Annotated in this window: 12 protein-coding genes; 11 read left to right on the plus strand and 1 reads right to left on the minus strand. The window is 35.1% G+C overall.

Translation table 11 applies throughout. The annotated features are described in order from the left end of the window. Positions 1-135 precede the first annotated feature (135 nt). From LEP1GSC049_RS212575 to LEP1GSC049_RS212565, 3 genes are all read left to right on the plus strand, one after another. Positions 136-852 carry a phosphate signaling complex PhoU family protein gene (locus LEP1GSC049_RS212575; RefSeq protein WP_004761290.1) on the plus strand — a complete coding sequence of 239 codons (717 nt, stop codon included), beginning with the start codon at positions 136-138 and terminating at the stop codon, positions 850-852. A 141-nt stretch (positions 853-993) separates the two neighbouring features. Continuing rightward, positions 994-3,216: a WGR domain-containing protein gene (locus LEP1GSC049_RS212570; RefSeq protein ID WP_004757097.1), complete on the plus strand. Its 2,223-nt coding sequence runs from the start codon at positions 994-996 to the stop codon at positions 3,214-3,216. 773 nt (positions 3,217-3,989) lie between these two features. After that, positions 3,990-4,481 (plus strand): hypothetical protein, encoded by a 492-nt coding sequence (locus LEP1GSC049_RS212565; RefSeq protein WP_016560996.1) that lies wholly within the window; start codon positions 3,990-3,992, stop codon positions 4,479-4,481. A gap of 659 nt (positions 4,482-5,140) precedes the next feature. Here LEP1GSC049_RS212565 and LEP1GSC049_RS212560 read toward each other — a convergent pair. Further along, entirely contained in the window at positions 5,141-5,908 is a 768-nt protein-coding gene (locus LEP1GSC049_RS212560; RefSeq protein ID WP_004753174.1) for a beta-ketoacyl-ACP reductase, read from the minus strand. 162 nt (positions 5,909-6,070) lie between these two features. Here LEP1GSC049_RS212560 and LEP1GSC049_RS212555 point away from each other — a divergent pair, with 162 nt between their 5' ends. From LEP1GSC049_RS212555 to LEP1GSC049_RS212520, 8 genes are all read left to right on the plus strand, one after another. After that, a complete protein-coding gene (locus tag LEP1GSC049_RS212555; protein WP_004753107.1) occupies positions 6,071-6,778 on the plus strand; it encodes an alpha/beta hydrolase in 708 nt (235 codons plus the stop codon). Further along, the gene (locus LEP1GSC049_RS212550; protein ID WP_004752970.1) at positions 6,775-7,449 is read left to right on the plus strand and encodes a hypothetical protein; all 675 of its coding nucleotides are present in this window, start codon (positions 6,775-6,777) and stop codon (positions 7,447-7,449) included. The genes LEP1GSC049_RS212555 and LEP1GSC049_RS212550 overlap by 4 nt, the downstream gene beginning before the upstream one ends. An 861-nt stretch (positions 7,450-8,310) precedes the next feature. Then, complete coding sequence (locus tag LEP1GSC049_RS212545; RefSeq protein ID WP_025178513.1) at positions 8,311-10,230, plus strand: DUF1561 domain-containing protein; 1,920 nt, start codon at positions 8,311-8,313, stop codon at positions 10,228-10,230. A 658-nt stretch (positions 10,231-10,888) separates the two neighbouring features. Then, complete coding sequence (locus LEP1GSC049_RS212540; RefSeq protein ID WP_016748467.1) at positions 10,889-11,302, plus strand: FxLYD domain-containing protein; 414 nt, start codon at positions 10,889-10,891, stop codon at positions 11,300-11,302. Between the two features lie 884 nt (positions 11,303-12,186). Further along, positions 12,187-12,996 carry a prohibitin family protein gene (locus tag LEP1GSC049_RS212535; protein WP_004753011.1) on the plus strand — a complete coding sequence of 270 codons (810 nt, stop codon included), beginning with the start codon at positions 12,187-12,189 and terminating at the stop codon, positions 12,994-12,996. 799 nt (positions 12,997-13,795) lie between these two features. Further along, a complete protein-coding gene (locus tag LEP1GSC049_RS212530) occupies positions 13,796-14,122 on the plus strand; it encodes a hypothetical protein (protein WP_004753421.1) in 327 nt (108 codons plus the stop codon). Beyond that, positions 14,113-14,838 carry a hypothetical protein gene (locus LEP1GSC049_RS212525; RefSeq protein ID WP_004762364.1) on the plus strand — a complete coding sequence of 242 codons (726 nt, stop codon included), beginning with the start codon at positions 14,113-14,115 and terminating at the stop codon, positions 14,836-14,838. The genes LEP1GSC049_RS212530 and LEP1GSC049_RS212525 overlap by 10 nt, the downstream gene beginning before the upstream one ends. Before the next feature lie 11 nt (positions 14,839-14,849). Next, positions 14,850-15,518 (plus strand): hypothetical protein, encoded by a 669-nt coding sequence (locus LEP1GSC049_RS212520; RefSeq protein WP_004752894.1) that lies wholly within the window; start codon positions 14,850-14,852, stop codon positions 15,516-15,518. Positions 15,519-15,561 lie beyond the last annotated feature (43 nt).

A 15,561-nucleotide genomic window follows, 5' to 3' on the forward strand; every position in this document is an offset into this window, starting at 1 on the left:
AGATTCAAAGGATGACTTTAGGATAATCTTCTTTAGATTTGTTGGTAAGTTGGTTGAAAAGAAAATCTACTTGACCGAACGCATTTTTTCAAAAGGATTCTTTATTTACCCGAGCCTTTGTCCGTCTGATCCTTTATGTTTTTCAAATTCGACTTCCTTCGTAAAAATTTATATAGCATGGCTGAACTATGTCTTGAACAAGTGCTTCTGTTAGACGATGCTTTGGAACAGGACGACGGAGAACTTGCAAGAAAGCTAATTGACCGGGATGACCTGATCGATAATCTCGAAAAACAAAACGACAATCTTTCTCAGAACGCTATTTTAGAAGCCGTAGCCAATCGTAATTCTATGGGAATGGATTTGGTAGACGGAGAAGTGGTTTTAAAAAGAGATCCTCTTCGATTTGCGCTCTCCGCGATTCGAATCACTAGAAACTTAGAAAGAATGGGAGATCAGATCGTAAACTGCGCAAAATGTTTTCGAAGAGGTCTAATTCCGAAAAGATTTTTCTGTGACGAAGAAATTCTTAATCGATTATTGTCCAGGGTGATCACGATTGTAGGTATGGCCGTTGAATCTTTGGTAGAGGAGAAAAATAGATTTTACGGAAGTGTTCATACGGTGGAAGAAGAGATCAATAATTTATGTCAATCCGCTTTTTTAAAGTTTGTTATGGATTCTAGACTGGATAAAAACCAATTTGCGGATGTATACAGATTGATTCTTTGTTTGGAAAGGACCGCCGACTATGCCGTGAACATTGCGGAAGAATTGGTTCGTTTAAATACTGGAATGGACATTAGACACGTTTCTGATCCGGTTCAGGCGATTGCAAAAACTGCAAGTTGATTTATTCGTATCAATCTCAATTTTTAGAATATTCGGGAAACATAATTTAATCCAATTCAAAATATAAACTGATAGGCAAACAAAAGCGAAATTAATTATGCTGTTTAACTCACTCTCATCAAAAAAGAATTTGGTTCAAGTATGAAAAAACACTTCATTCTTTCGGAAAACGGTTCCGAAACCTTTTGGCAAATCGAACTCTCCGGTTATTCTTTAATTCTTTCCTTTGGAAAAACTGGCTTCTCTGGAAAACGTAAAATTCTCAATTTTGAAAATAGAGAACAATGTTTTAAGGAATTTCAAAAATTAGTAAATGAAAGATTAAAGTTAGGTTTTCAAGAATCCGATTATGTTCCTTTACTAAAACCTTTAACTGGAAACCCGGATTATAAAGAAACGTGGAAAAAAATCATAGAATCTTCCGATCAAAAACAAGCATTGAGAGACCAATTTCGATTTTTGATCGAAACGGAAGAATGTAAATCTCTTTGGGAGCAAATCTTAGATCAGATTACGGAAGTCAAAATAGATGAAGAAAATAGATTTGTAATTACACTTCCTTGGTCGTATGACGACGAAACTCCGGTTCATCTTTGTTGGAATCCTCCTTATCTAGGTAAAATTCATTCTTCCGTTCCTGGCTCTATGGCCCGTTTTGTTTCTATCTTTAATGGGATAGAAATCTTTCATGATGACGACATGCCTACATTTGTTATCCAAGGTGTACGTTCTGAGGATTCAGATAAACCGGCACACGTTGAAGATGATTATGGTTGGGAAGATGGGATTTTAGAAGAAGGGGACAGTTGGTGGATTACACCTTTGGAACTTGTGGAAAAAAGTTTAGAAGACGTTCAATCTTTGGGCTCTTATGATGGATGTCAAAATTGGTTCGTATATCATCCATTTATAAAGAACAAATACGGAGAACCTGCAATTTCTAATGTGGATCATGGAAGTTGTGAATTGGAATCTCCTACAGTTCGTTACGGGCTCGGAGGAGTTTTACTTCGAGAAATCTGTAATTGGGTCCGAGATATTCATTCGGATACGGACGATGAACTTCCGTTAGACGGTTCTCCCGTTGTTACCAGAGCTTTTCAAGAATTTATGGCTAAAAAGGCAGTTGAAATTTCGGAGAATCAACCGGAAGTCGCCAAACGTTTGTTAGAGTATAATTGGGGTTCTTTAGCTCGTTATATCCATAAGAAAATTCTAAATTGGGTTCGCTCTATTTCGAAGAAAGGTTTGGTTAAAGAAAACATTTTAGTGTTCGATTCGTATTGGGATGACGCTGGTGAAATTATATTTTTAGGATTCGATTGGCATTCCGGGATCGATTACGAAGACGCTATTTCTGATGGAGCAAACGAAATCGAATACATTCTAAATTTTACTTCGTTTTACAAATTGGTGTTGGGAAAAGATCGAGAAGAAGAATTGAGCGGTGATGAAGTTATGGAAATCTTAGAAGATGATTACTCGATCACTCGTGATATTCTCGCTTATCTTTCGATTGAAAATTTTATCTCAGTAGCAAATGGAGAGGATTTTAAGAAACTTCCTTTAGATGAGGAGGGGATTTATATCGCATACTCTCACTATCACGATGAAGAAGCCGAAGTCGCCTTTCATTCTTCGCAAGGAATTAAAAAAGAATTTTTTAAAAATTACTTTCCGAAAGATGAAGCCGCCAAGAAGGAAAAGGAAATTTCTGAAAAGGAACAAGAAGTCGTTGATGATATTGTAGGCGACGTAATGGACGATTATCCTTGGGTTTGGAAAAGTACGATCGAAAAAAGTATCGATCGTATTGCGGATAATTTTCAAGAAAACAAAGAACGTTATCAAAGAGAATTTAACAAAATTCTAGAATACAAAGACAAAGTTGGAGAGGAAGAAAAAACAACTTTAGTCAATCTTGGAATGCAAATGAGTTCTGCGGCACTCAATCGATTTTTAAGGGAAAATAAACCAGACGTTGCAGAATGGGTTCTTCATTGTTATAAAGACATTTATCGTTCTTTGGGAATCAGTCGAAATTCTACTCTTAAGGGAAATGAAACTGGAAATTCGTATAACACCGCTGAATATTTTGCAGGTGACATTATCGTATTTATAGCTAAATACGGTGGAAGTCAATATCTGAACTTACTTGAAGATCTTTTGCCTGCCGACATTCAAGATGCAAGACTTGCGTTCAATCTTGCTTGTCTAAATTCTTTGGAAAAAAATAAACCGAACTTGCTGCGTTATACGAAATTGGCACTGAGTTTAGGAAAACCTAAAAAAGACTTTGAAGACAGCGACTTTGATAACTTTAAAGATGATCCTGAATTTCATTCTTTGGTTGCGTTACATTAAAACTTAGAAGTTTTTGGTGTGAGTCTTTGTTTTATAGATGAAACTTATAAAAGGCCTATCTCAAATTCTTAGGAATGTTTAAGAATAATGAAGACCGTTCGAAAGCCCATAAGCCACCATTATGACGTGATTTGTAGGAACTCTCGCAAATTTATTTTTTACGGTAAAACCTTAATATTTGGGAACTCATCTGTTTTAGTTTTTAAAAACTAAAATCAATTATTTCCATAGATGAATGTAGGAACTCTTATTTTAAGAAAAATTTTTCTAGTTTTTCTATATAATCGACTCACGTTATCTTAAGCTTTTATTACCAACCCCTATTTTTAGACAAAATATTATGTATTCTATTTTATAACTCTGAATAAATTAGCTTCTACTTAGAGAGAATAATAAGGATGTATAGAGTTTTGCTTCTTATTGGATTTGTTTTAAAGCTCATGGTAATTGATAGATCAGTTATAAAATGTGGTAGTTCCCACAGATTACGTCTCTTTGAAAAGTTTATCGGTTTGTAAAACGGCCTTTAAAGTAAATAAAGGATTTTTAAAGGTATGAGTCCCTACATTTTCAGAATTTATCTATAAAATTTTGATTTGTGGGAACTACTTAGTTATTTGCTGAAATTACCTATAAATTTAAACTTAAATAGAGTTTTGAAAAATTAATTCTTGATCTGTTTCCGCTGTATTGAAATAGACAATTGAAGCAATTTTGTTGATCTTTCACTATGAAATTTTTCAACAATTCTAATGATTTAAAACCAAATATAAATGTGTTTCGGTTGGTTTACTTTGGAAAGTATATCTAATTTTTCTTTTATTAAAAATATTAAAAAAATAATATATTCTAATGAAACTATAACTCTGATTTTTGAGAGTGGTAAAACCTGTGTAATATTAGAAGGAGAACAAATAGAAGCTCAGTTTAAATGTTTCGATGGGTTTTTGTTGATTACTTCTTATGATTATTACGATGGTACGGATTATTGGTATTATTTTCTAAATAACGATTTAGAAGTTAAGGACATGATATTTGACCCTTATGTTTCATTTTTATATATGGAAAAGACGCATATTATAAATTCACAAATAATCCAACTCAGTTTTTTTAAGCCGAACGAAACTTGGCATTTAGTAATTCATTCTAAACCTATTTGGGATTTTTCTCTTTCTGCTATTTTAAAAAGACCTTTCCGTTTTGTTTTTAAAAAACGGATTTTGTCTTTGTTTAAGTTGGGTGTCAAGTTGAACAAAAGATATTGATTTCAATTTTTTAATTTTAAAATGTGGGAACTACCACGTTGGGCTGAGCATAACGCGAAAGGGATTGATACGATAAAACTTAAACAGAACGCTTTTTACGAAAGCGTTTTAAACTGAAACTAAAGACGATATATCGTATTACATTTCTTTCATACAATTTATTGACTGGAGTTAAAGAGCACGGCTCGTAATAGCTGGATTCGCCCAAACTTTCTTACGCAGGATTCATAGAATTGATATGTAAACAATTAGAGTTGTTGAAGATGAATTCTTCAACTGTTTTTGTTTTCTGGAAACGGTCGATTGAAGTAGTTTTGTAAATCGTCACTTTCAATAACTCTACTATAGATCTGAGTAGCAATGCTGAAGTTCCTACCGAAATTTCATATTTGAGAATTTTCTAATCGTTTTTAATGATCTCTATAAAATTGAATGCCATTAATTTTATTACAAAACACTGGACATTTCATTCTATAGTTCCGAGTAATCGCCGAACCTGATAAACTTCTAAGTAAATCGCCGCTTGACGGCTCAAACATATATATAAATTTAATATATAATGATTTTCTAAAATTATAAAAGAAACAATTAAAAATAACAACTCGAATGATTGAGGAGACTTGAATCTTTTTCTATCATCTCCACAATCGTTTTCTAAATTACATACCGATTGCGGCACCGCCATCGACTCTTAAATAAGTTCCCGTAATATAATTGGATTGATCACTTAAGAAAAACTTCACTGCGTTTGCAATCTCTTGTTGTGTGCCTGGTCTTCTAAGAGGAATGAAAGAAGGATCTGTCAGTTTCTTTTGAACTTCTTCCGGCAAAGACGCGGTCATGTCGGTTTGAACGTAACCTGGACAAACCGCGTTGACCAGAACGTTTCTTCCTGCAAATTCTCTTGCAGCTACTTTTGTCAATGCGATCACTCCCGCTTTTGAAGAAGAATAATTCGCTTGTCCCGGCTGTCCAGTAAGACCAGAAACGGAAGAGATGTTTACAATCCTTCCAGACTCTGCTTTGAGAAGAAGTTTAGAAGCATACTTAGTCATCAAAAAAACGCCTTTTAAGTTTACGTCTAAAACAAAATCAAATTCTTGTTCGGACATACGTATAAAAAGATTATCCTTGAGAACTCCGGCGTTGTTAACTAGGAAGTCTAGTTTTCCAAATTTTTCTTTTACTCCAGCGATGACAGAATCACAATCTTCCGGTTTAGTGACGTTACAAGAAAGTCCTAAAGTTTTTACTCCAAATTCTTTGGCTACATCAGCCGCCGCTTGTTCTATCTGTTCTTTGTTGAGGTCGACTAGTACTATGTCGCCTCCTTCTTTAGCGATTGTATTTGCGATCGCTCTTCCGAGACCGCGAGGAGACGCCGCTCCGGTAACGAGTGCTACTTTTCCTTCGAACTGTTTAGACATGATTTCCCTCAAATCGAGATTCTAATTGGCTTTCCATTTCCGTAAGAGAAATAGAATTGCCAAGTTAAAAACTTTCTTTTGAATTTCATTTACCTTTTGAAATTGAAAATATAGATTCGTTTCTATGAATATTCATTCATTTTGTTTTTGGAGAATTAAAACATGCAGTCTTCTTACAATCGACCTTTGGAAAGTATCGGACCGATCGAAGCGGTTTATATCCCTGGAAATCCAGAAACATATACTGTAATTTTATTTCACGGTTACGGAGCAAACGCATATGATCTTTCTCCTCTCAGCGCGTATTTAGATCTTCCAGATGGAACCAATTGGTTGTTTCCAAATGGAATTTTAGAAGTTCCGGTAATGCCCGGTTATAACGGAAGAGCTTGGTTTCCGATCGACATGGAAGCTTTACAAAGAGCGATGGTGACAGGAGGTTATCGGGATTTTTCGGATCGTTATCCAGCGGGTTTGGAAAGCGCAAGAGAGAAGGCAATGGAGATGATTCGAACTTTAGGAGTTCCTATGAACAAAATCATCTTGGGAGGTTTTAGTCAAGGCGCGATGCTTGCGACCGATATTACTCTTCATTCCGAAATAGCTCCAGCAGGTCTTATGATTTTATCCGGAACCCTGATCAGTGAAACGGATTGGAAGAGACTCGCTGAAAAAAAGAAGGATTATCGTTTTTTTCAAAGTCACGGGAGAATGGATCCGGTGTTAGGTTATCCGGCTTCTAAAAAATTAGAACAACTTTTAATCGGAGCCGGATGGAAAGGAGAAATGATCGCTTTTCAGGGTGGACATGAAATTCCGGATGTGGTACTTAAGGGAATGAACCTGTATCTCAGGGACATTACCGGATGACAAAACTCATAGAGAAATACATCGCTTTAAAAAACAAATATCGGAACTACGATACCAAAGAAGCTCTGAAAAGGATGCAGGCCTTTCGAATCGTCTTAAAGGAGTTAGGTGAAAAAGGATTTCATACAGGAGTAGAAATCTTAGGTTCGATCAATTTTGGAATTGTAGAAACCGCTTCCGACATAGATTGTATTTTACTTCATTTTTGCGATCTTCATAAAGATGTAGAATGTCCAGAATACTGCCCCAATTTTCTTTTTGAAACCGAAGAAATTAAAACTTCTCTTCGTAAACGTTTAAACGACGAAAATCTACAAGTGGAATTTTTGGATTGTATCAATTTAAGAATGGTAGAAAAAGCTATGGAACAAAAAGAGAATTTGAAAGACAGCGATCTTCTCAAACGACTTATGTTTTATAGAACCATCGGAAGACCGGTAAACAGACCTTTATTTATTCCTTACTGCGAAAAATTAGAAGAGAATGAGGAATTCATCCAAGAAATTTTAGACTGGGGTTCAGAGGCTCTAGAAGATTATTTAAAAACTTCCAGACATAGATTTTCATTCAGTAAATATAATGAAAGAATTGAAAGTTCCGGACTTCAACTTCCGCCCGGACTTAAGGAAGAATTAAAAAGTTATCTGGACGAGGTTCCGGAAAATAACTGATCGATTCGCAAAATTGCGTTAGGCGAAATTGATTTTGTATAGTTTCTACAATTTTAGAATTTGTTCGCAAAATCATCGTTTGAGGTAGTTCCCACAATTTAGAGTTTGTCTCAAAAGCTCAAAGAATTTTAGACAATAATTCTTTAGAAATTTTTAATAAAATGCAGTAGTTCCTACAAATTAGGTTGTATTTGGCAATTTGCGAACTTTCAAGCAGTTCTAATGTTGTTAAATTTTCGTAGTAGTTCCCACATGTATCTCAAAGTTCACAATTAGAGTAGAAAAACTTAAAAAAATACGAATTCACATTAATTATAATTCAAATTTAAGCCTAAAATAAACAAATTATCATTTTGATTTATTAGAATGTCTTACGTTGAGTTTACTACTCAAAACCATTATTAGAACGCTAAAATTCTGTTTCTGAACACGGATCTATCTAAAAAATCATGATACTTTTATATAAGATCAACAGTAGCTTAATCCCGGAGAAATAATAGAAGAATATATTTTTATATTAAAACTATAGAATAGAGTTGTTGAAAAATTCCACAGTAAAAATTTGCAAAACTACTTCAATTGTCCATTTTACTAATCTCTATAAAATTGAGTGCTGTTAATTTTATCACAAAACACTGATCCTATGCAAAATATTATGTGCTTTATTATATAGTTATGAGTAATGCAACAAAAACAGATGGAGAATTAATTTTTCAACAACTCTAATATTAAATCAATTTATTAGAAATCAACTCAAGGTGTCTTCTGAAAATAATTTAAAGTATTAGAATATAATTGATTACTATTTATATAAAATATCGTTCTGCAATTCAATTTTATGAAAAAGAAGGTAAATTGAAAATGTATAATTGGAAGAAAATTTTTATAGTGGTTTTGTTAGTCTCTATCATGATTTATTTGGCGTATGAAATGGATCATACATTTGTACATGCTGCTGCTTCAAAGGCCACCAGCTCGATCGTTCAAAAACCTACCGATCCACCAAAAGACAAACCGATTAAGGTCATTGTTCATGATGGAGGAAAGTTTTGTTATGGTCCTACTTTTAGCGGTGGTGAAAGTTATATCATAATTGAACAGTGTTGGCAAATGCACGTTATGAATGCAAGATACGATGTGTTCCAAAGAATTTCGTATAACGTCAATAATACGTGGTTATGCATCACTGCACCGGAAAAAGTAATTAGAGGGGAAGAAAACTGGGACTATGTACATCTCAGGCCTTGTACAATCAACGATCCTTATCAAAGATGGATTGTAAAAGACAACTCGTTTTGGACTGCAGATGGACGTTATCGATTGAAGGATACAAATTGGTACGGCTATATATCAAGAAATTCTAAAGATAGATACAACCATACATTAGATTCTTCCATGGATGAATGGATTCAAACCATAGCCACTCCTGGAAACATCAGTGTTCAAACTTCTATCGCTTGGGATTTGCAAACTACCGAGGGAAATGAACGTTATTTTATTCGCCGGGGAGGTTCAGATAAAAATACAACTCCTCTTTACTACAATCCTGAAAGTGGACATCTCGCTCAGTATGATCCGGTTAGTAGTTCTCTCTATTGTATGTATTCTAACGTGGGTAAATCGAATTGGAATTGGGTGACTTGGGCATCGTGTAGTGACGCAGCGATTAGTAAGATGAATCCGGCTTTTTGGAACGTCTCTTTTGAAACTGATCAAGGAGGAATCATTACGGATTATAAGGGGAATGCACTGAGAGTTACTAGATACGGATCCAATTGGGGAGTTGCCTATGCAGCTAAACCTTCTTATTTAGAAAAGGATACTACTAATAGTCCAACTTCTTTGTTTATTGTTGATAAAAATTTACTGAATTGGACACGTTATACAGCGAGCAATCTTGGTAAAACAGGACAATATTGTCCGGCTGGTAATCACGAAAGTATTCTACATAAAAGAGTCAAAAGAGATTTACCACCTAACTTCCAATTAACCGAGGAATGGATTCAAAGACTTTATGATATAGCGACTTCGGTTTCCGCTGAATCCGAGACTCGAGTCAGTGGATTCTGTGGTCCTTGTGCTCTTCATAGTTTTCAGATGTTGGCGGAACTTCAGGACCGTCATTCTCAAGAACCTCTTCAGAGTGGTGGTTACTTTTTTGATACAGCTCCTAATACAGATCCTTTTATATCGTTTAGTCAACGTTATCCGCATTTGGAAAGACTGTTAGAAGATGTACCTAAAAAGTATGCACCTTATCCTCACTATTCTACACAAAGTTTTCTGTCATTTGCATCCATTGATACAATGCTGCCTCAGTATTTTTGGTCTGCTTCTACCGAATTTACTAATCGGGATGAGATTCTTTCCCACATAAGTTCACTTATTAGTTCCCCTGCTGGAAGTATTTGGTTCGGAGTTATGGAGAGACAACATCCTGATGGAACTACAAGGGGACACGCAGTTCCAATTCTTAGGATCTCTCAGGGATTAGTGGTAATTCCAACTAACGTGCGTTTGTGGACATTAGAAACATTCAGAAGATTTTTAGCACCCACCACAGATCCGTCCCAAGTCATCGCGAATCTGGAAGGATCAAATACACTGACAAGATTTACAACCATACAATCACTGGGAATGCTCACAACAAATATGTTTGATTCCATGGTCTCTAACAGAAATTGTACTGGAGAGGGGGAAGACAGAAGAGGTTCTGGAGAATATCCAACAAGTGCATCCGTAAATCAGTGTCCAAGCGGTAGATGTGCATTACCATTTTAAATCAGTGATCATAATCCGATCGTTTACACATCAATTCTGTGAAATTTTGAGTAATAAAGATTAGGCAAATCCGGCGTTGCCGGACCGCACTTTCGGCTCCAGTCAATAAATTGCATGCAAGAAACTGAATACAATATTTCTTTTTTAGTTTCAATTTAATTATAGAACGCGATCATAGAGAGTGTTCTGCTGAGTTTCTCTACGCCTTAATCGCTTTCGCATTGAATTATACAAAGTTCACGTTAATCGATGCTTGATTACAACATTAACGAGTAGTAAATACTGTAAATTGCCCTGTTTTAGTGCAAAAAACTAGATACTTTATTATATAGTTCTGAGCGAAAAGCCAATCATTCCAGATTAGATGAAATTTTTTGAGAACTATTGTATATTTGCAGAATCGACCATTCATTTTTAATACTACTTTCACTCATCTAAGTAGTAAGAAAAAGGTTTCCGTTTTTTGAATACAATGATACACTTCTAAATCTAATATGACTGACAAATCTAAAAACCTATTTTGCAAAGGCAAAAAAACTTACGGCACATTCCAAAACCGAATTGTTTTTTATCAAAAAGATCAAACTGAATCATTCAGCCTCTCCCTTCTAGGATCGTTCGACAGACTCTGTTCTTGCCTCGACTCCCGTAAGGAGTTATGATCTTGAATTTTCTTGCGATACTTTCTTGTCTAAACCTAAAACAATTCCAGTATTCTAAGTTTCGTTTGATTATTTTATTTTTCTTTCTTTTGATTCCGATTTCAAATTGGAGCAAATCGAACGGAATGATAACAGTCGATGGAAATTATAAATATTATAACGTAGGACTACAGGATCAGTTCACCTATCTTGAAATTAACGGACAAATCGAAAATTTGTCCGGAAAAGATCATGTAGAAGCTTTTTTTACGATGAACTTTTATGATAAAGAAGATATTCTTTTGGAAACCTGCCGATTTGCTGTGCAAGGATTTCCATCGGGACACAAGAGGGATTTTTATGCGAGTATGAAATACGTAGATCCAAAACAGATCAAACGTTTTACGATAGAATTTGACGGAGAAAATTAATTTGTTCACAAGTTTCTAAAGAAATGATTAGATGAGTTTGAACGCGAATCATTTAGAATTTTATAATACACTTTCTGAATTTTTTAGATGATCAGAGTTGTTGAAAAGTCGCATAGTTCAATTCACAAAACTGCTTCAATTGATCTATTTCCATGAAATAGAAACAGATGGAGAATCCATTTTTCAACAACTCTATTTTTAAACTAGATAAATTTCAGAAACTTTTATGTAGTCAATTCTAAGAAATGATTTCAAAATAAAATTATAAAAATTGAATGTTTTTATTAGGAGATTTATGCTAAAATAAAGCGAATTCAGCATAACGCGAAAGGGATCGATGCGGGGTCAATAAATTGAATCTAAAGACGATTGCTGTATTATGTTTCCTGTATGCAATTTATTGACCAGAGCTGAGAGCCCGACCGGCTGCCTGTGGCAAGCCGGATTCGCCCCAGCTTTCTTATGTCGAACTCACGTTAAAATAAAGTGAATTCGATGTAAAAAAACTTGGGAGAATAAAAAAACTCAATGTCCCAATTTCCTCGGAACTTAACTTTATGTTGCTTTTTTGAATCCAGTAAAATAGCTTTTTCAAATTCAGTGTCGGATTGTTCGACAGGTCGCGCCAACTCAAGTAAAACATAACTGTTTTTGTATTGGTGATACTGACTTACGTTAAAATAGAAACGAATCAATATAAGAAAGTCTAAAAAACGAAATAGAAAAATTTTTATGATGATTTGATATAAGAAAGTTTTAAAATAGAGAGTCAGATTTTAGATAAAATATAATTTTTAGGTTTTAAATGTGGGTTGATAAAAACCGTACATTTAAAACGATCGAAACACAATAAATTCGCTCGCCTAAACGGCTAAGGAAAAACCATGAATGGAAAAAAAATTTGGTTCGTTTTAACATTGTTGCCTACTTTGTATTGTGGTTCTACCGTAAAAGCCGGAGAAATAGGTCTCTTTTGGAAACCTTTCGGATTTTCTGATATAGGTTTGCACAAAGAACCAGTGTTGAGTGGATTCTATTGGTTATATCCTTGGAACGATATTTATACTTATTCCACACAATGGAACGCATATAAGGAAAAGGTGGATGTACTTACCAATGACGATCTGAAAATAGACGTTCAAGCAGTAGTCATCATGAGACCGATTCGAGATGAAGTATATCAGCTTCACATAGAAGTTGGTCCGGAATATTATAGAAGTATTGTACAACCGGAATTTAGGGCTTCTATTAGAAACGTAGTTTCCCATCATCAGATGATCCAAATTTCTAAAAATAGCGCAGTCTTAGCGAAGGACATTAAGTCCGCAGTTATAGAAAGAACGAAGGGAAAACATATCGAAGTGTTCGATGTAATATTGGACGACGTGGAATATTCTCCCAATATGTTGCACGCAATCGAAGCGAAGTTGACGAAACAACAAGAACTGGAACAGCAAAAATACGAACTGGAAATCGCGGAAAAAAATATAGAAATCGCCAAAAAGAAAGCGAAGGCAGATGCGGAAGCTCAGTTGATCCGAGCCGAGGCACAAGCGAAGTCTCAATCGATTATCAACGATAAGTTGACCACTAAGTATCTTCAGTATAAATCGTTTGAAAGTCCAAATTCTAAACTGATCTTTGTTCCACAAGGTAAAGATAATCTTCCGATCGTTGTAAATCCGAAAGAGTAAGTGTCAGCGTTATGCGGGCTTGTTCGACAAGCTACTCGGATCTATAGTATAAAATACCCAATCCAATAGAGTTATTGAAAGTGACGATTTACAAAACTACTTCAATCGACCGTTTCCAGAAAACAAAAACAGTTGAAGAATTCATCTTCAACAACTCTAATTGTTTACATATCAATTCTATGAATCCTGCGTAAGAAAATTTGGGCGAATCCAGCTGTTACGGGCCGTGCTCTTTAGCTCCAATCAATAAAGTGTATGAAAGAAACTTAATACGATATATCGTCTTTAGTTTCAGTTTAAAACTCTTTCGTAAAAAGCGTTCTGCTTGAGTTGGCGCGATCCCTTTCGCGTTATGCTCAACTCAACGTGGTAGTTCCCACATTTTAAAAGTTCTACAGTAGAATTTCAAATTTGCAGTAGTTCCTACATTAGTTTGATATGCAAAATATTCCAATTTCCTAAAATTGCGGGAACTCTCGCAAAACTTTAGATCTTTTCCGTTTCAGAGAATGAAGTCCAGAGATCCATTTAAAAAAACGGAATCTGTCCGCACAAAATAGACTGTGGGAACTACCACAATTTCCCAAGAGAATTTTCAAGCATTACGTTTTAGAAATGATCTTTCTATTCCCTTTCATTGGTTAAAAAATCCATAAAAAACGCCATAATAATGTATTTTAATGCTAATATAATTTAAAAAACACAGATAATTATTTATAAATATAATTTAGTCCTTAATTTGTTGATAATGGGTCATATATAATAAAATGTGTTAAAATTTTATATTTTAGACTTAATTATGCAAAAACGAATCATTTTGGTTTTATTTGGAATTTCCACTTTCTGTAACTTACTATTTGTTTATCCTGTTTTCAAAAAATCTCCGGAACCAGTATCGATTACAGCAAAGTCCGACTGCCCCAAAGAAGTGGAAAATAAGAAAGAATTCTTCTCAGTCGTTCGAATTCTTCCCCATCCCCCCGACTTTTTAGAAGGTAAAAGCCTCCGATTTCTTTCTTATACTACTCGAAAAGAAAAGGGCAGGAAATGGATCCTTTTTCAAGAGAAGATCGGAAATAGCCAAAAAGAAACCAAAGTTGATGCGGAAGCGGTTCGATGGTTTTGAAAAAACTCGTTCGAATCTTTTTACTATTTCTCGTAGGTGTTACGACAACGAGTTTGTTTTCAGAAAAACAGACTTCTGGTGAAACCCAGTATCGCAAAGGTATTTTACTTTTAAATAATGGACCTGCTTTATCCGGAGAAGTAGGAGAGTTCCAGGATTTTTATTTTATCCGCAACTCTAAAATTGGTAAAAAAATTTCAAAAGATCAAGTAGTCGATTTTATTTCAGAAGAATATTATAATAAAATAATATATTCATCAGCTTTAAAAAGCGCCTTTGGGTCTCTTGTTTTTTTTAACGCTTCCGCAGACAAACAATGGAGGGGATTTCCTCAGGACAATTTTACTAACGATGGAAGGTTGGAAGACTTTTTTATCCTCTGGATTAAAATCAGTCTGCTTCTATTGACCGCGGCGGCTTATGTTGATGCCGATGAAAAAAATCATTCTTTAAAAAATGCATATTCCGGTTTTAACGATAAGGAAAAACACGCATTCCAAAATTCTTATACACGATACCAAATTTTAGGCGGAGTTACGATCGGTTTTTTCACTTTTACCACCGTTAAAGCTTACGTCCGTTTTGGTAAAAATGATCACTACAAAGATCTACAAATTCAAGGGAGAGAATTAAGGTCATTTGGTGAAACCTCGGATCCTAAAACTTCTCTATTAGGTGCTCCAAATATTCAATTTGCATTTACGTTATACTTTTGAGGAAAAGAATTATGAAACAGATTTGTTCTATATATTTTAAAATTTTAGAATATTCAATTATTATTTTGATAGGAATTGTGGGATGTATCAAGCCTGGTTCCGGTAAATTTCCACCCTTGTTCTTGTCTTCCGTCACTCCATATACTCCTGCCGATTTGGGCATAGAAACTCCGGCGGCGGGTTCCCCTTTATCGACGTTACCCGCTATTTCAGACAAGGAGCGAGAATCTATCGAAGAGGCGTTTCGTTTGATGAACGAAAACGGCCAACTGGATCAGAAGTTCGTAAAAGAATCCTCTATGGCTTCCAGAGAATTGCTTTTTAACCGTCCGTTATCCGATACCGAATTAGAGGCAAAAGTAGAAGCGGAATTGAAAGGTGAATCTTATCCGACTCCTACATATGGCACTGAACAACAAATTCTTCTTCAAGAAAGTCAGGCCGCGGACGTTTTTTACGGAAGGGTGGAAGCTGATCTTCCCAATATGACGGTTCCTCAGCTGATCAAAGTCCGAGAAAACTTTACCTTGAGTTTAGTTATGATTCGGTTTATGATCGATTATGGAAATACTCCTAACGGAATTCCTACTTCTTTTTTAATTATGGCCCGTGAGAAGGCAGTGGCAATCCGCCAAAAAGTAAACTTAGAACTCATCAAACGCGACGTTAAATCCTTATGATTGGCCGCATCATTTCAACATATTTTAGAAAATGAATATTCCA

The organism is Leptospira kirschneri serovar Cynopteri str. 3522 CT, assembly GCF_000243695.2.
Lineage (GTDB): Bacteria > Spirochaetota > Leptospiria > Leptospirales > Leptospiraceae > Leptospira > Leptospira kirschneri.